Annotated in this window: 14 protein-coding genes and 1 tRNA gene; 9 read left to right on the top strand and 6 right to left on the bottom strand. The window is 66.6% G+C overall.

The genetic code is table 11. From position 1 onward, the window contains the following. The first annotated feature begins 283 nt into the window (after positions 1-283). Complete coding sequence (gene irrA, locus EV667_RS03880) at positions 284-808, top strand: iron response transcriptional regulator IrrA (RefSeq protein ID WP_018389283.1); 525 nt, start codon at positions 284-286, stop codon at positions 806-808. Between the two features lie 82 nt (positions 809-890). Here irrA and EV667_RS03875 read toward each other — a convergent pair whose 3' ends face one another. Then, positions 891-1,733, bottom strand: coding sequence for a LysR substrate-binding domain-containing protein (locus EV667_RS03875; protein ID WP_131833983.1), 843 nt, complete (start codon positions 1,731-1,733; stop codon positions 891-893). A gap of 96 nt (positions 1,734-1,829) precedes the next feature. Between EV667_RS03875 and EV667_RS03870 the strand changes: the two genes are divergently transcribed. Beyond that, complete coding sequence (locus EV667_RS03870) at positions 1,830-2,234, top strand: tautomerase family protein (protein ID WP_131833982.1); 405 nt, start codon at positions 1,830-1,832, stop codon at positions 2,232-2,234. Positions 2,235-2,237: 3 nt separating this feature from the next. Here the strand turns inward: EV667_RS03870 and EV667_RS03865 are convergent, their stop codons facing one another. After that, positions 2,238-2,687 (bottom strand): SH3 domain-containing protein, encoded by a 450-nt coding sequence (locus tag EV667_RS03865; RefSeq protein WP_131835001.1) that lies wholly within the window; start codon positions 2,685-2,687, stop codon positions 2,238-2,240. 321 nt (positions 2,688-3,008) lie between these two features. On the opposite strand from EV667_RS03865, the gene EV667_RS03860 reads away from it, so the two are divergent. Further along, positions 3,009-4,010: a 2-hydroxyacid dehydrogenase gene (locus EV667_RS03860; RefSeq protein ID WP_131833981.1), complete on the top strand. Its 1,002-nt coding sequence runs from the start codon at positions 3,009-3,011 to the stop codon at positions 4,008-4,010. A gap of 86 nt (positions 4,011-4,096) precedes the next feature. Beyond that, complete coding sequence (locus EV667_RS03855) at positions 4,097-4,621, top strand: hypothetical protein (protein ID WP_131833980.1); 525 nt, start codon at positions 4,097-4,099, stop codon at positions 4,619-4,621. An 86-nt stretch (positions 4,622-4,707) separates the two neighbouring features. Here EV667_RS03855 and EV667_RS03850 read toward each other — a convergent pair whose 3' ends face one another. After that, on the bottom strand, positions 4,708-5,556 hold the full coding sequence (locus tag EV667_RS03850; RefSeq protein WP_425358996.1) for a HesA/MoeB/ThiF family protein: 849 nt from the start codon (positions 5,554-5,556) through the stop codon (positions 4,708-4,710). 96 nt (positions 5,557-5,652) lie between these two features. Here EV667_RS03850 and EV667_RS03845 point away from each other — a divergent pair, with 96 nt between their 5' ends. From EV667_RS03845 to EV667_RS03825, 5 genes are all read left to right on the top strand, one after another. Then, a complete protein-coding gene (locus EV667_RS03845; protein ID WP_131833979.1) occupies positions 5,653-6,879 on the top strand; it encodes a glycine hydroxymethyltransferase in 1,227 nt (408 codons plus the stop codon). A gap of 124 nt (positions 6,880-7,003) precedes the next feature. Further along, on the top strand, positions 7,004-8,689 hold the full coding sequence (locus EV667_RS03840; protein ID WP_131833978.1) for an alpha-keto acid decarboxylase family protein: 1,686 nt from the start codon (positions 7,004-7,006) through the stop codon (positions 8,687-8,689). 133 nt (positions 8,690-8,822) lie between these two features. Continuing rightward, positions 8,823-8,899: transfer RNA gene (locus EV667_RS03835), tRNA-Arg, on the top strand. A gap of 834 nt (positions 8,900-9,733) precedes the next feature. Beyond that, positions 9,734-11,965 (top strand): TonB-dependent hemoglobin/transferrin/lactoferrin family receptor, encoded by a 2,232-nt coding sequence (locus tag EV667_RS03830; RefSeq protein WP_131833977.1) that lies wholly within the window; start codon positions 9,734-9,736, stop codon positions 11,963-11,965. Between the two features lie 38 nt (positions 11,966-12,003). Continuing rightward, positions 12,004-12,588 carry a biliverdin-producing heme oxygenase gene (locus EV667_RS03825; protein WP_131833976.1) on the top strand — a complete coding sequence of 195 codons (585 nt, stop codon included), beginning with the start codon at positions 12,004-12,006 and terminating at the stop codon, positions 12,586-12,588. A 64-nt stretch (positions 12,589-12,652) separates the two neighbouring features. On the opposite strand, the gene EV667_RS03820 is transcribed toward EV667_RS03825, so the two are convergent. Genes EV667_RS03820 through EV667_RS03810 form a run of 3 tightly spaced genes read right to left on the bottom strand, consistent with a single transcriptional unit; the run spans position 12,653 to position 15,465 of the window. Then, a complete protein-coding gene (locus EV667_RS03820) occupies positions 12,653-13,417 on the bottom strand; it encodes a heme ABC transporter ATP-binding protein (RefSeq protein WP_131833975.1) in 765 nt (254 codons plus the stop codon). Between the two features lie 3 nt (positions 13,418-13,420). Continuing rightward, the gene (locus EV667_RS03815) at positions 13,421-14,512 is read right to left on the bottom strand and encodes a FecCD family ABC transporter permease (RefSeq protein ID WP_131833974.1); all 1,092 of its coding nucleotides are present in this window, start codon (positions 14,510-14,512) and stop codon (positions 13,421-13,423) included. Positions 14,513-14,514: 2 nt separating this feature from the next. After that, the gene (locus tag EV667_RS03810) at positions 14,515-15,465 is read right to left on the bottom strand and encodes a heme/hemin ABC transporter substrate-binding protein (RefSeq protein ID WP_131833973.1); all 951 of its coding nucleotides are present in this window, start codon (positions 15,463-15,465) and stop codon (positions 14,515-14,517) included. Positions 15,466-15,503: the final 38 nt, after the last annotated feature.

The following is a 15,503-nucleotide window of genomic DNA, read 5'->3' as shown; positions in this document are numbered from 1 at the left end:
CGGGCATTCAAAATGCCCGGCGTGCGATGGCACCCCTAGCACAGGCGAGACCACGGCTTGCGCCCCGGCTGCGGACCTGCAGGAGGCGCCCCTCAGGCACGCAGATTGGAACCATTACGATTATTCCGCACGATATTGCCCCGCCGCACAGCGTGCCGATATAATGCCAGATGAAAAAGGCACTGGCGCGTGCTTCCCGCATGGCCGGGTGCCTGTTGTGCTGCGGATCGACCTTACCCCCTTCGGGGCGGGAAAGGCGATAACGAATGGTTCGGAAGCAACGATGAGCGAAGGTTTTCGCCCCCAGAACCTGGCCTTCTCCCGCATGGTCGTGGAAGAGGACGGTCCCATTCTGCCCGTCGCCAAGCTGCGCGACGGTGCCGGCCGCACCGGCTGCCCGTTCCATGACGTGCGGCACATGCTGCGTGACGTCGGCCTGCGCCCCACCCGCCAGCGCCTCGCGCTCGGCTGGCTGCTGTTCGCCAAGGGCGACCGTCACGTCTCGGCGGAAATCCTGCATGAAGAGGCGATCAAGGCGCGCTTCCCGGTGTCGCTGGCTACCGTCTACAACACACTGCACCAGTTCACCGAGGTCGGCCTGCTGCGTGAGCTGGCGGTCGACGGGTCGAAGACCTATTTCGACACCAACCCGTCGGATCACCACCACTTCTTCCTCGAAGGCGAGAACAATCTCGTCGACATTCCAAGCACCTCGGTCGAGGTGGAGCGCATTCCCGAGCCGCCGGAAGGCTATGAGGTCGCGCGTGTCGACGTGGTGGTGCGCCTGCGCCCCAAGCGCCGCTCCTGAGCGCCGTCCACCGCCATTGAGCCAAAAGGGCCGGTCGCCAGACCGGCCCTTTTCGTTGTGTGCATCGACGCCTTACGGACGCCTACGCCCGCAGGAACGCCGCCAGTTCGCGCAGCGCCGCCTTGGCGGGCGCATCGCCGGCGCGGGCGACCAGCATCACCGTGGCGGCCGGGAGAGCCGGCAGGCCCAGCGCCGGCCCGACATCCACGCTGCCGGCGGGCGCGAGATGGGCGGCAAGCGGCGCCAAGGCAAGGCCCGCCGCAACCGCCGCGCCGACCGAGGAGACGCTGCCGCCGGTGAAGGCCTCGTGCCAGGCGATGCCGGCGGAATCGAGTCCCTCGATGGCTGTGGCGCGCACCCCGCAGGGCGACGCCAGCAAAGCCAGCGGCAGCGAATCGCCGCGCGCCTGCCAGTCGCCGGCGGCAAACCAGCCAAAGCGATCCTGTCGCAGAATCTCCCCCTCGCGTCGGCTTCCCTCGCGCCGCACCACGGCCGCGTCGAGTTCGCCCGCATCGAAGGCGTCGCAAAGTAGCCGGGAGAAGCCCATGCGGATGTCGAACACGATCTCCGGGCTGACTGCCGCCAGCCGGCGTAGCAGCGCCGGCAGCGTGTCGCCGGTGGTATGGTCGCTGATGCCGAGCCGCAGCCGTCGCGCCGACACCTCCCCCCACAGCCGCGCCTCGCGATCGGCCGCCAGCAGGCGGCGGGCACGTTCCAGGAACAGCGCTCCATCGGCGGTGAGGCGCACGAGGCGCGGGGTGCGCTCCAGCAGCGTTCGACCGAGCCGGGCCTCCAGCTTGCGCAGCTTGAGGCTCACCCCCGCCTGCGTGCCACCCAGCGCTTCGGCCGCGCGGGTGAAGCTGGAGAGTTCGGCCACATGCACGAAGGCACGGACGAGATCGAGGTCCAAGGGACGATCAGTCATAACAAATCGCTATCGTTTATAGTTTCAACGATAGCGTTCTAACATGGCGCCAGGCGCGTTACGACTCTCCGCACACAGATCGAAGGGAGCCACGACATGCCGATGATCCAGATCCGATACGCCACGCCGGCCCCCGCCGCAGGGCTACAGGCCGCCCTCGCCCACCGCGCCGCGCAGCTGGCGCAGCAATGGCTGGGCAAGGATCCCACGGTGACCGCCGTGCTTGTCGAGCCCGCCGATCCGGCGCACTGGTTCTGTGCCGGCCGGAGCCTGGCGGAGGCCGGCCTCGCCGCCTTCTGGCTCGATATCCGCGTGACCGAGGGCACCAATACCAAGGACGAGAAGGCGGCCTTCATCGCCGCGACGTTCGCCGCCTTCGGCGAGCATCTGGGCCCGCTCCACGGGGAAAGCTACGTGCATGTGATGGAGGCGCGCGGCGACGCCTATGGCTATGCCGGCCTCACCCAGGAGCGGCGCTATATCGCGGCGCGCCCGGGGTGAGGCTCACTCCAGCTTCTCGCCGGGATAGACACCCCAGAGGCGTTCCTGCTCGATGAAGCCGTCGAAGCCATTTTCAAAGAAGCGGCACCATTTGCCGTCGCAATGCTCGACCTTGCCAAGCACCCCGGCTTCCAGCCGGGCGCGGACCGGGGATCCTGTGGAGGGCTCGGCGTAGAGGGAAATCTCCTCGCCCGCCTTCCACGGATTCACCAGCGCCGTGCGCCGTCCCGACAGCATGGAGTGATAGACCCAGCCCTCCGCCCCGTCGGCGTCGCGAATCCGCCGCCAGGTCTCGAACTCGGCGGTGATTTCCACCGGCAGGCCTGCGCGGGTGAACACCCACGCCACGCCATGGTCGCGGGTGGGGCCGGATCGCACATTCACCTTGTCGGCCTTCAGGCTGACGAAGCGCGGCACCTGCAGCCCGCTGGTGCGCCCCACGGGTCCCGCCATATCGGGCGCCCCCTCCTGCGCCAGGGCGGGGGCCAGCCCGACACACAGAAGGGCCGACGCCGCCAGCAGCAAAGTCGTCATCCGCAGCTTCGTTCGGCCTCGAAGCCTGTTGTTACGCATCGTCTCAATCACCCTTCGCCCATCGTGGCGACGCCGTCCCGCAGCGCACTCGTGAAAACACGCCCTGCACTGCGAATCGGTGCATTTTTGTGTTTCCCGGACCCGTCTGCTAAGGAACGCCTCGCCCGGTTTTGGCGCGAGTGTGGAGCCCGTAGCGTTAACGGGAGCTTGATCGCCACGGTGAATCGTACGGGGAGCAACATGGCCCGCAGGAAGCCGCTGGTCGTCGTGACGCGAAAGCTGCCCGACAAGATCGAAACGCGCATGCGCGAACTGTTCGACGCGCGGCTGAATGTCGACGACGTGCCGATGAGCCAGGCCGATCTGTGCGAGGCGGTGGCCACCGCCGACGTGCTGGTGCCCGCCATCTGCGACCGGATCGACACCCGCGTCATCGAGGCCGCCGGCCCGAATCTCAAGCTGATCGCCAATTTCGGCAATGGCGTCGACCATATCGACGTCACCGCCGCCACCCAGCGCGGCATCAGCATCACCAATACGCCCGGCGTCCTCACCGAGGACACCGCCGACATGACCATGGCGCTGATTCTCGCCGTGCCGCGCCGGCTCACCGAGGGCGCGGCGCTGATCACCAGCGATGACGGCGCCTGGCCTGGCTGGTCGCCCACCTGGATGCTCGGGCATCGCATCTGGGGCAAGCGGCTCGGCATTATCGGCATGGGCCGCATCGGTCAGGCAGTGGCGCGCCGTGCCCGGGCCTTCGGCCTGCAGATCCACTATCACAACCGCCGCCCCCTCCCCGCCCAGATCGAGGAAGATCTTGAGGCGACGTACTGGGATAGCCTCGACCAGATGCTGGCGCGGATGGACATTCTCTCCGTCAACTGCCCGCACACGCCAGCCACCTTCCACCTGCTCTCCGCCCGCCGGCTGAAGCTGGTGCGGCCGGATGCCTACATCGTCAACACCGCGCGCGGCGAGGTGATCGACGAGCACGCGCTGATCCGCATGATCGAGCACGGCGAGATCGCCGGCGCCGGCCTCGACGTGTTCGAGCGCGAGCCGGCAGTCAGCCCGAAGCTGCTCAAACTCGCCCGCGCCGGCAAGGTGGTGCTGCTGCCGCATATGGGCTCCGCCACCGTGGAGGCCCGCGTCGACACCGGCGAGAAGGTGATCGTCAACATCAAGGCCTTCATGGACGGCCATCGCCCGCCGGACCGGGTGCTGCCCTCCATGCTGTGAGGGGGCGGGCGGCTGCGCGCTTGGAGGCTGGCTGCGCTCGTCCGGCATGTCGTCATCCCGGACGGCCGACTCAGACAAATGCAAAAATGAAAATCAGCAAAAATAAAAAAAACATCATTCAGGGCGACGCCCTTGAGATGATCCAGCATGGCCGCTTTGGCCCTATCTCCGTTGGAAGCTCACTGTCGGATGTCAAAGACTTTCTAAGTCAAATAGAAGGGCTTCAGCCTGATCATTTATCTACATACGATTCCGATGCAGAGGATACATGGGCATTTGCATTCTCCAGTTTACGTTTTTATTTGAATAAAAAACATCATGATGAATTTAAAGTATCGGCGATAGTTGTTGACGCCACAACCAAGGAGGATTCCTCTCTCGATTATGAGAACCATATCTATTTTAGGTGCCACGGATTAAGACGTGGAAACAGATTAAAAACGATACGGAGAAAGCTCAATGATATGGGAATCGACATAATTGACCAGAAAACAATCGCTTATTCCGTAGAGCTTCATACGAATCGGTATGGCGTGTTGAGTTTTCAATTTTATCCCCCAGAGGGGATAATGGAGGAAACGGCTACTTTTTCACAATTTATTATTAAATAAATTATCTTTAAGTGGGCGATTCATTTAGCCTTACTTATCAAACCAATGCGCCGCCTGCCGGCATGACACGAGCGCATGAGGGCGCGCTACCTTATATGCCCCGACAGGTCCTTGATCGTCGGGCTCTCGCCGGTCAGCGGATTCTCCGGGTCCCAGCCATAGCTCAGCGTCTCGAAGCGCATGGTGAGGGTGTCGATCATCAACAGCCGCCCGACCAGCCCCTCGCCGAAGCCGACCACGGCGCGCACGGCCTCCAGCGCCACCAGCGTGCCGGCGACCCCGGCCACCGCGCCGAGAATGCCGGCCTCGGCGCAGCTCGGCACCGTGCCGGCCGGCGGCGGCTCGGGAAACAGGCAGCGATAGGTCGGGTTCGGCGTGCCGTCCGGCCCCTTCTCATGCGGGCGCAGCGTCGTCACCGTGGCGTCGAAGCGCCCCAGCGCGGCCGAGACCAGCGGGACGCCGGCCAGCGCGCAGGCATCCGAGACGAGATAGCGGGTGGAGAAATTGTCCGAGCCGTCGATCACCACATCGGCCTGCGCGACACATTCCAGCGCGTTCGCGGCGGTGAGCCGGGCGGTGATACCTGCAAACGCGACATGCGGGTTGAGCGCGGCAACGAACTCGCCCGCGCTCTCGGTCTTGCGCCGGCCGATGGCCTGCGTGGTGTGGATGACCTGCCGCTGCAAATTCGACAGCGACACCTCGTCATCGTCGATAACCGTGAGATGCCCGACGCCGGCAGCCGCGAGATACATCAACGCCGGGGCGCCGAGCCCGCCCGCGCCCACCACCAGCATCCGTGCCTTCTTCAGCCTCTGCTGGCCGGGGCCGCCGATTTCGGCGAGCACGAGATGGCGCGCATAGCGCTCCACCTCCTCGGGGGAGAACAGCGGCGTGCGCGGCGGCGCGGAGGAACCGGCGGGAGTGTCTGTCATGGCTGAGCTATATAGCAACGAACCGCCCGCCTGCCACCGCCCCCGCGCGGCCACACCGGCATTGGCCGGCGGACGATTAGCGGCTATCTCCGTGCCATGACCCCGGATCATGAAACGCTCTTTGCCGCCGCCCGTCACCACGCCGAAACGCTGGCCCGCAGCCGGCTTGTTCTCTATGCCGGCGCCAACCTGCCCTCCCCCGAGGTGATCGCCGCCTACGCCCCGGGGCTCAGTGCCATGCCCTCCATGGGGCCGAGCTTCGACAAGGAGCAGCCGGGCACGGAACTCGTCTCGCAGTTCGAGGTGGCGGTGCGGGAAGAGGCCTGCGCCCTGTTCGGCGCCGCATGGGCCGAGCCGCGCCTGCCAAGCGCCACGCTGTGCAATCTCGCATTGTTCCACGCCTTCGCCCGTCCGGGCGAGCTGATGCTGGCGCCGGACAAGGCGCACGGCGGGCATCTGAGCCAGCGTGGCGGCGGCACGCCAGATCTCGCCGGACTCGCCTGCGCCGAACTGCCCTTCGACGCCGCCGGCCTCTGCCTCGACGCCACGGGCGCGGCCCAATTGGTTGAGGAGCGCCGCCCGCGCCTCGTCATGCTTGGGCGCAGCGTGATGGTGCGGGCGGACGACATCGCGCCTGTCGTCGCCGCAGCCCGCGCGGTGGGCGCGACGACCGTGTTCGACGCCTCGCATGTCGCCGGGCTGATCGCCGGCGGTACTTATCCCAACCCGCTGGACGCCGGGGTCGACGTGCTCGTGACGTCGACCTACAAGACCCTTCCCGGCCTGCCTCATGGCCTCATCCTCGGCCGGGACCCGGCCCAGGGGGAGACGCTGGCGCGCCTGCTCGATGCGCGCTTCCTCGCCAATTACAACGCGGCCCAGCTGCCACCGCTGCTGCGAATGCTCGGCGAGATGCGGGCGGACGCAGGCGCCTATGCCGGACGCGTTGTGGCCAACACCGCCGCCCTTAACCGCGCCTGCCGCCAGCGCAGGCTGCCGGTGATCGCGCCCGAGGCGGGCCACACGCACCAATTGCTCATCCCGATCGCCAAGGGCGTCGCGCCCCGTGAGATGATCGCGACGCTGGCGGAAAGCGGCATGATCGTCGGCCTTTGCCCGGACATCACGCGGCCCGGTGGCGCGGCGCTGCGGGTCGGCACGCAGTTTTTGGCGACGTTGGGACTGCTGGCCCCCGCGATGGAAGCGGTCGCCCACATCCTCGCCGCCCTTCTTCGGGGCGAAGAGGGCGTCTGCCTGCGCACCGGCCATGCGCCGGACATTGCCACGCGGATCGAGGCCGTACTCGCCGGGGGCGCCCATTGAACGCGGCTTCATAACCTCCGCCTTCCTCGGCACTCGCCATCACTGCCGGAGATGGGCGGTATCGGCGGTTTCGGGATGCTGATAAATTTCTGGCATCCTCCTCAAGGGATTGGCCCGGCGAAACATGACATACACCGTAGGTAGCTATCTCGCCGCCCGCCTCGCACAGATCGGCCTGAGGCATCACTTTGCCGTTGCGGGAGACTTCAATCTTGCCTTGCTGGACCAGTTGCTCGCCAATGGCGAAACTGAACAGGTCTATTGCTGCAACGAGCTGAACTGCGGCTATGCCGCCGAGGGTTATGCCCGGGCCAATGGCGCGGCGGCGGCCGTCGTCACCTTCAGCGTCGGCGGGCTGTCGATGATCAATGCCATCGCAGGCGCAAATGCCGAGAACCTGCCGGTCATCATGATTTCCGGCGCGCCCAATACCAATGACCGCGCCACTGACCATCTTCTCCACCACACGATGGCGACGACCGATTTCTCCTACCAGCTGGAGATTGCCGCCAAGGTCACCTGCTGCGCCGTGGCGATCACCTCGCCGGACAAGGCGCCCTACCTGATCGACAAGGCAATCCGCGCCGCCCTGAGCGCAAGCAAGCCGGCCTATATCGAGATCGCCTGCAACATCGCCGGCGCGCCCTGCGCGGCGCCCGGTCCGGCAAGCAGCCTTCTCGCCCGCGAGCGCAGCGATCCCGAAACGCTCGAAGCGGCAGTGGCGGCCGCCGCGGAATTTATCAGGGGCCGAAAGAAGCCGGTCATTCTCATCGGCCCCAAGCTGCGCGCGGCAAAGGCCGAGCGTGCGGCTCTGGCGCTCGCCGAGGCGCTGGGCTGCCCGGTGGCGGTGATGCCGGCGGCAAAGAGCTTCTTCTCCGAAACCCACCCGCAATTCGTCGGTATCTACTGGGGCGAGGTGTCCTCGCCGGGGACGCGCGAAATCGTAGACTGGGCTGACGGGCTGCTCTGCGTCGGCACGCTGTTCAACGACTATTCCACCGTCGGCTGGACCTCGAATCCGGCCGGCCCGAACGTCCTCACCCTCGACATCGACCACGTAACCCTCGCCGGGCATGATTTCAGCAACGTACGCCTCGCCGAGGTTTTGGTGGGCCTGGCCGGGCGGGTGGAGGCCAACCCCACCGCCCTCACCGAGTTCCGCCGGTTCCGCCCCCCGCCACCCTCCGTGCCGCCCGCCCCACCGGACGCGGCGCTCGCGCGCGTCGAGATGATGCGCCAGATCCAGCGGCTGCTGACCACCGACACCACCCTCATCGCCGAGACGGGCGACTCTTGGTTCAACAGCATGCACCTCGACTTGCCCGAAGGCGCGCGATTCGAGATTGAAATGCAGTGGGGCTCGATCGGTTGGTCGGTGCCGGCCACCTTCGGTTACGCGGTGGGCGCGCCCGGCCGGCGCGTGATCGCGATGATCGGCGACGGCTCTTTCCAGCTTACGGCGCAAGAGGTGGCACAGATGATCCGGCGCAAGCTGCCGATCATCATCTTCCTCATCAACAACCGTGGCTACACGATCGAAGTCGAGATCCATGACGGCCCGTATAACAACATCAAGAACTGGGACTATGCCGGCCTCATCAATGTCTTCAATGCCGAGGATGGCGAAGGGCTCGGCTTGCGTGCCGGCACGGGCGGCGAACTTGCCGAAGCGATCGCGCGGGCACTCGGCAATGCCAACGGCCCTACCCTTATCGAGTGCGCGCTGGACCGCGACGACTGTTCGCCCGACCTCATTTCCTGGGGACGCCGCGTCGCCACGGCCAATGCACGTCCGCCGCAACCAAGGTGAAACGAGGCGGCGCCCCGCGATGCGCCATTCGGGCACGGCTCGACGCCCGCCCGACGAAAGACCCGATGCCCCCGGTTGCCGGGGCGCGGCGGTTCGATTATGAAGACGCGTCCCGGCGCACCGTGCGCCGCAGGCACCCGTAGCTCAGCTGGATAGAGCGCTGCCCTCCGAAGGCAGAGGTCGCACGTTCGAATCGTGCCGGGTGCGCCAATCTTTTCAACGGCTTGGCTCGTTTAGTCACCCTCGAATAAGGTCGCCCCACCACCTGCGCCTCACAGAGGCGCGATCGGGGCCGTTGTAATCGCTGAAAACCGCTCCACGGCGCGGTGGCGATAGCCGGATTCAGCGACGGCAATTTGACCACCCTCTTCGCCAGGCCGGATAGCATCCGGCGCAGCCTGTCCTGGCGAGATCTTCCGGGACCCGCCTCTATTCCGATGCCGCGCGGAACACCGCGCGGGGCGCTCGCCGCGCCGCGTGATCCCCGTGCCGAAGGCGCCACATGGATCCGAACCGCGCGACTCGCGCCAAACATGCCGGGGACGCCCCCTCCTGCCGAGCCGGTGATTCGGCGACGCGGCGGCGCCGGGCCCATCTCGCCCTCGGCTACGACCGGAGTACCGTGGGACAAATGCCCCGACGGCCCGTTGGCGGGCGCCAGATGCCGCCGCAGGCAAGCCTCGGCCAATGACCGAGCGGCGGCGCCTCTCCCAAGCCGCCCAATTCCTTTAGTCCTGCGCATTTGCGCTGCCACCGACGCGGATTTGCAGACACTTGTTTTTAATTATTCGATATCCAGGAAATGAACCTCGTTTTAGAAAGACCAAACTGAAATTCATTAGAATCTATTTAAATAGTTTCTTTGTTTTTAACTTATATAAATCGAATAAATACGTGATTTGACTCAAGTATTTACTTAATTTATCCGTCCGTCCTCGAAATCAAATCAACGTTCGGCGCCGGCCGGACAGGGATGCGGGCGCCCGGTGCCCGTCGGAGAAAATCGTGTCGTCCGGCGGACGCGCGTTTCGGGGATGGACACAGATGCGCAAGACCGACCGGGGCTCTCCCCGTCACTCGACATTCGTGCGGACGGCGGGCTGGGGCGTTTCGTGGCTCGCCCTGCTGGCCGCCGCGCCGGCGATGGCGCAGGAGGTGGCCCCGCAGTCTGCGGCCTCCAGCGCAGCCGTGGTCGAGACGGATGAGTTCGTCGAGCTCGACCCCATCACCGTCGTTGCCACCCGCACGGCCGAAAGCTGGATCGACACGCTGGCGGGCGTCACCGTTCGTCGCTCGACGCAGTTGGAGACGCTGATGCCGGAGCGCACGGCGGACCTGTTCCAGGGCATGCCGGGAACAACTGCGATCCAGAACGCTAATACAAGCCAGACGCAGATCAATATTCGAGGCCTGCAAGATTTCGGCCGCGTGGCAGTAATTGTTGATGGGGCGCGGCAGAATTTCAACCAGCTCGGTCATGCCGGTGCCGGTGGTTTCTTCATCGAGCCCGGCCTCGTCGCCGATGTCGACGTGGTGCGCGGTCCGGTGTCGAACATCTACGGTTCGGGCGCCATTGGCGGCGTCGTCACGATGCGGACCAAGGACGCCGACGACATCATCGCCCCCGGCAAGAGCTGGGGTGTGGAGGCCACCGGCGAAGCCGCCGGCAACGGCTTCATGGGCTTCGGTTCGGTGCTCGGCGCCGCGCGCGTGGGCGAGAATGCCGACCTGTTCGTCGGCGGCACCTATCGCAACGCCGACAATTACCATGACGGCAATGGCGACGTGGTGCCCGACAGCGGCTTCGACACCTGGACCGGCATCGCCAAGGCGACCTTCCGGCCCGTCGAGTTCCACGAGGTCAAGTTGACGGCGCTGAACTACGATACCCAGTTCACCACCAGCGCCGACGCCAACGGCGCCACCTCCTACGGCACCCAGGCAGCCAATCGCACGGTGACGGCCAGTTGGAACTACGAGAATCCCGATGACAACCTCTTCGACTGGCGCAGTTCCGTCTATTGGAACCAGGTCGACCAGGATCAGGTGAAGGTTTCCGGCTCCTCCAACCCGATCACCGGCGCGGTGGGCGATACGCGCAGCTTCGTCATCGACACGGTGGGCTTCGACGCCAACAATACGAGCCGCTTCGCGGCCGCCGGCTGGGAGAATGCCATCACCTTTGGCGGCGACTATTTCCAGGACGAGATCGACAATACCGACGATTACGGCTTCGGCGAGGGCTACAACCCCTCGGGCGATCGCGGTGTCGGCGGCGCCTTCGTCCAGTGGAAGGCCAATTATTCCACCTGGCTGGAGGCCATCGCCGCGCTTCGCTACGACGCCTATTCGCTGAACTCGGACGATGGCGGCACCAGCGGTGAGCGGCTTTCGCCCAAATTCACCCTCGGCGTCACACCTTGGTCGTGGCTGACCCTCTACGGCACCTATGCCGAGGGCTACCGCGCCCCGACCGTCACCGAGGCGCTTGTCTCCGGCCCGCATCCGCTGCCCTTCGACACGCCGGGCACCATGTTCTACTTCCTGCCCAATCCCGGACTGCAGGCCGAAATCGGCAAGAACAAGGAAGTCGGTATCAACATCAAGAAGGACGACCTGTTCGTCACCGGCGACAAGCTGCGCGCCAAGCTGAATTACTACCAGAACGACGTCGAGGACTATATCGAGCTGGTCGAATTCGGCGATTCGACGGGCACTATCTGCCCCATTCCGGGCCGGCCGACCACCTGCTTCCCGAACGACTGGGGCGTGCCGGGTTATGCGCAGTACCAGAACGTGCAGGAAGCGCGGCTCAAGGGCTTCGAATTCGAAGGCACCTATGACGCGCGCAAATGGTTCGTCGGCCTCTCCGGCCAGATTTCGGAAGGCGAGGTCACGGCCGGCGTCTCGGCAGGCCAGCCGTTGTCCAGCATCCAGCCGGATCAGGTCAGCACCACGCTGGGCTTCCGGTTCATGGAGGAGCGCCTGACGGTCGCCGTGCGCTGGACCGCCGTCGCTGCCGTCTCCGCCTCCGACCTGCCGGTCAATTCGGTGTTCGAACCGACGGACAGCTTCAACCTGGTCAGCGTCTATGCCGGCTATCAGCCGAACGAGAACACGCTGTGGCGTCTCTCGGTGGAGAACCTGCTGGACGAGCAGTACACCCAGTATGAAAACTTCTTGCCGAGTGCCGGCCTCACCGTGAAGGCCGCCCTTACCCTGCGTTTCGGTGGCGGCGAGATCGCTTCCGCTGCCGACCCGCTTTATGTGAAGTGATGCGTTCCCGCCGCGTGGCGGGATGAGAGGAGCACGATATGTCGATAGCCACGGATGTGGAGGCACCCAACCGCGCCAAGCGCCTCAAGGCTGCCTCCACAGCCGCGCATGAGCGGGTGGATTCGGGCGTCATGCAGGCTGCCCCCTTTGCCGACGGCGCGAACTACCAGCGTTTCCTGCGCTTCCAGTACCACCTGCACCGCCGGGTCGAGACGCTTTACGCCGATGCGGATATGCAGGAATTGCTGCCGGATCTGGCCGAGCGCTCGCGCCTTGCGGCGCTTGAGCAGGACTTTGCCGACCTTGGCCTCGCCCTGCCGGAAGCGCCGTTCGGCCCCGAACTGGATCGGGCCGAGGCGCTCGGCTGGCTCTATGTCGTCGAAGGTTCCAACATGGGCGCCGCCATCCTCGCCAAGGAAGCGGCAAAGCTCGGCTTCACTGCCGAGCATGGCGCGCGCCACCTCGCCGGCCATCCCGAGGGGCGGGCGCTGCACTGGCGCCGTTTCACCGCCGCGCTCAATGAAGCCGAACTGACGGCCGAAGAAGAAACGCGGCTTGAGGCGGCCGCCAACGCCGCCTTCAGCCACGTCGAGACGCTGGTCGGGCGCGAACTCCGGAAGTAGCGCCGCTCGTACCGTCGACCCCTCGACCCTTCAGCCTCGCCCGGTGCTCCCGGGCGGGGCTTTTTCATGTGCGCGAGGCGGCCTGCGGCAACACGAAAGGCGTCGGCGGCGCCCAGCCCATCCGCACGCTCACGCCGTAAAGCTCGGCGATGCGGGCATCGGTGAGCACGTCGGCCGGCGTGCCGCGCGCCGCCACCCGGCCCTGTTTCAAGGCTACGATCTCGTCGGCCACCATGGCGGCAAGGTTGAGGTCATGCAGCACGGCGAGCACGCCGACGCCTTCAGCCGCAAGGTCCCGTATCAGCCGCAGCACCAGCAATTGCTGGGCGAGGTCCAGGCTGGCGGTCGGCTCGTCGAGCAGCAAATAGCCCGCCCCCTCGCCGCCCTCCAACTGCACCAGGGCGCGGGCGAGTTGCACGCGCTGCTTCTCGCCGCCGGAGAGAGGATCATAGCTGTGGCCCGCCAGCCCGGCGAGTTCGACCCGCGCCAGAGCCCGCTGGACGCGCGCCGCCATGTCGCGTCCGGGCGCGGCGCCGATCCCGGCCACTTCCTCCACGGTGAAGGGGAAGGCGACATGCACGCTCTGCGGCAGCACCGCTCGCAGCCGCGCCAGCTGTGCCGGCCTGAGCCCGGCGAGGTCGGCACTGTCGAGCGTCACCACGCCGCGCTGCGGGCGCCGCTCGCCCGCCAGCACCTTGAACAGCGTCGACTTGCCAGCACCGTTCGGGCCGATGAGGACGGTGACATGGCCGGGGCGGATGTCGACCGAGGCTCCCTCCAGCAGCAGCCGGCCTCCGACGGCAACGCCTATCTCCTGCGCGCGGTACATGGCTCACCCCATCAGGGCCGCGCGCCTGCGCAGCAGCAGCCAGAGGAAGAAGGGGGCGCCGAAGCCGGCCGTGACGACGCCCAGCGGCAATTCGGCCGGGCTGACAATGGTGCGCGCCACCACATCCGCCCCGAGCAGCAGCGCCCCGCCGAGCAGCGCCGCGCAGGGCAGCAGCAGACGGTGGCCGGGCCCGAACATCAGCCGGATGAGATGGGGCACGACAAGGCCGATAAAGCCGATCACCCCCGCCACCGCTACCGACGCTCCGGCCCCGGCGGCGATGCCGAGAATGGCGAGCCATTTGGCCCGCTGCACATCTATGCCGACATGGAACGCCTCCGCCTCGCCGAGCGCCAGCGCATCGAGCGCGCGGGCGAGCCGACTGCAGATCACCGCCAGCAGCACCATGAAGGGCAGCGCCGCCGCCACCTTCTGCCAGGTGGCGCCGCCGAGCGAGCCGAAGGACCAGAAGGTGAAGTCCCGCAATTGCTGGTCGGACGCCACGAAAACCGTGAGGCCGGTGCCGGCGGCGCCGAGTGCGGCAATGGCGATGCCGGCGAACAGCATGGTGACGACGGAGGTTCGCCCCTCATGCGTCGAGATGGCATAGAGCGCCACCGTGGCGATGAGGGCGCCGCAAAAGGCCATGAGCGGCAGGCCGGCGTCAGCGAGTGCCGGCGGGAGATAGAAGGCCAGGTGCCCGCCGGCGACGATCCACACCGCTGCCGCCAGAGCGGCGCCGTTGGAGATGCCGATCAGCCCGGGATCGGCGAGCGGGTTGCGGAAAATGCCCTGCGTCAACGCTCCGGCGAGCGCGATTCCGCCGCCCACCAACAGGCCGAGCAGGGTGCGCGGCAGGCGCACATCGAGCACGATCACCGCCTCGCGCAGCGCGGCGCCGCCCGGCCTTTCGCCTCGAAGCGCGGCGGCCAGGATCTCCACGATCCGTCCGGGGGCGATCGTCACCGGCCCGATGGCCAGCGAGGCGAGGAAGGCGAGGATGACCAGCACGCCGCATAGGCAGAGCGCGAGAAGCGCCCGCCGTGGCCGACGGGCACGCGGCGGCGCGACCGGAGAGACGGACGACAGAACCATGCTTACGGCGCGCCGGAGGCGGCGGCCGGGCTCGCCGGATCGTAAGCCCGCACGGGAAGCGCCGGCAAGGCAAGCTCGGGATAGATCAGCGCGGCGAGATCACGTGCCGCCTGCGGCGTGCGCGGCCCGAAGCTCAGGAGATAGCCGCCATCAATGTGGTAGAACCGCCCCGCCATCAGCGCGGACGTGCCGGCAAAAGCCGGCATCGCCTTCAACGCGTCGTCGGACAGCGCGTGGTTCTGGTCCTTCATCAGCACGATGGCGTAAGGGTCGGCCCCCAGGACCGCCTCGCCCACGGCCGGCTTGTAGCCGTGCAGCGCCGCCATCGCGTTGGATACGCCGGCAAGCTCGAACATCGCCTGCACGCCGGTGCCGGCACCGCCGACAACCGGCGCCGCGCCGGATGCCGACAGCACGAAGACGGCACTGCGCGGCGCGGGGATGCGGGCACGGATCAGCGCCAGCGCCTTGAAATCCTCACCTACGGCCTGCGCCAGTTCCTCGCCGCGCTCCGGCACGCCGGCCAGCGCCGCGATGCGCCTTATAGCGGCGAGCACGCCAGCCTCGTTCCGCGCCTCGGGTACTGTCTCGAAGGCAATGGCCGCCCCCTTCAGAACCTTGACCGCATCCGGCGGGCCGGCGCCGTCGAGAGCGATGATGAGGTCCGGGCCGACCGACAGCACGCCTTCCGGCGACAAGGCGCGGAGATAGCCCACATTGGGCTTCTCGCTCAGGGCGCGGAGGGGATAGGTGCTCGACGTATCCACGGCGACCACCCGGTCCTCAAGCCCCAGCGCATAAAGCGTTTCGGTCACGGCGCCGCCGATCGCCAGAATGCGCTGGGGGGACGACGGTGAAGCGCCCCACGCCGGAAGCCCGCCGGCGGCAAAAGCCAGGGGCACCGTCAGCAGGACCGCCGCCAAGGCCTTATGGATCGTTACGCGCCGCACCATCGCTGTTCCCACTTCTGTTCGACGCGGGCGACAATAGG

Source organism: Ancylobacter aquaticus (genome assembly GCF_004339465.1).
GTDB lineage: Bacteria > Pseudomonadota > Alphaproteobacteria > Rhizobiales > Xanthobacteraceae > Ancylobacter > Ancylobacter aquaticus.
Note: the sequence above shows the minus strand (reverse complement) of the source record. Positions and strands in the feature narration are given on the sequence as shown.

Bases quoted from the DNA above. Each gene is read 5' to 3' on its own strand.
- irrA (WP_018389283.1), top strand. From the start codon at position 284: ATGAGCGAAGGTTTTCGCCCCCAGAACCTGGCCTTCTCCCGCATGGTC.
- EV667_RS03875 (WP_131833983.1), bottom strand. From the start codon at position 1,733: ATGACTGATCGTCCCTTGGACCTCGATCTCGTCCGTGCCTTCGTGCAT.
- EV667_RS03870 (WP_131833982.1), top strand. From the start codon at position 1,830: ATGCCGATGATCCAGATCCGATACGCCACGCCGGCCCCCGCCGCAGGG.
- EV667_RS03865 (WP_131835001.1), bottom strand. From the start codon at position 2,687: ATGGCGGGACCCGTGGGGCGCACCAGCGGGCTGCAGGTGCCGCGCTTC.
- EV667_RS03860 (WP_131833981.1), top strand. From the start codon at position 3,009: ATGGCCCGCAGGAAGCCGCTGGTCGTCGTGACGCGAAAGCTGCCCGAC.
- EV667_RS03855 (WP_131833980.1), top strand. From the start codon at position 4,097: ATGAAAATCAGCAAAAATAAAAAAAACATCATTCAGGGCGACGCCCTT.
- EV667_RS03850 (WP_425358996.1), bottom strand. From the start codon at position 5,556: ATGACAGACACTCCCGCCGGTTCCTCCGCGCCGCCGCGCACGCCGCTG.
- EV667_RS03845 (WP_131833979.1), top strand. From the start codon at position 5,653: ATGACCCCGGATCATGAAACGCTCTTTGCCGCCGCCCGTCACCACGCC.
- EV667_RS03840 (WP_131833978.1), top strand. From the start codon at position 7,004: ATGACATACACCGTAGGTAGCTATCTCGCCGCCCGCCTCGCACAGATC.
- EV667_RS03830 (WP_131833977.1), top strand. From the start codon at position 9,734: ATGCGCAAGACCGACCGGGGCTCTCCCCGTCACTCGACATTCGTGCGG.
- EV667_RS03825 (WP_131833976.1), top strand. From the start codon at position 12,004: ATGTCGATAGCCACGGATGTGGAGGCACCCAACCGCGCCAAGCGCCTC.
- EV667_RS03820 (WP_131833975.1), bottom strand. From the start codon at position 13,417: ATGTACCGCGCGCAGGAGATAGGCGTTGCCGTCGGAGGCCGGCTGCTG.
- EV667_RS03815 (WP_131833974.1), bottom strand. From the start codon at position 14,512: ATGGTTCTGTCGTCCGTCTCTCCGGTCGCGCCGCCGCGTGCCCGTCGG.
- EV667_RS03810 (WP_131833973.1), bottom strand. From the start codon at position 15,465: ATGGTGCGGCGCGTAACGATCCATAAGGCCTTGGCGGCGGTCCTGCTG.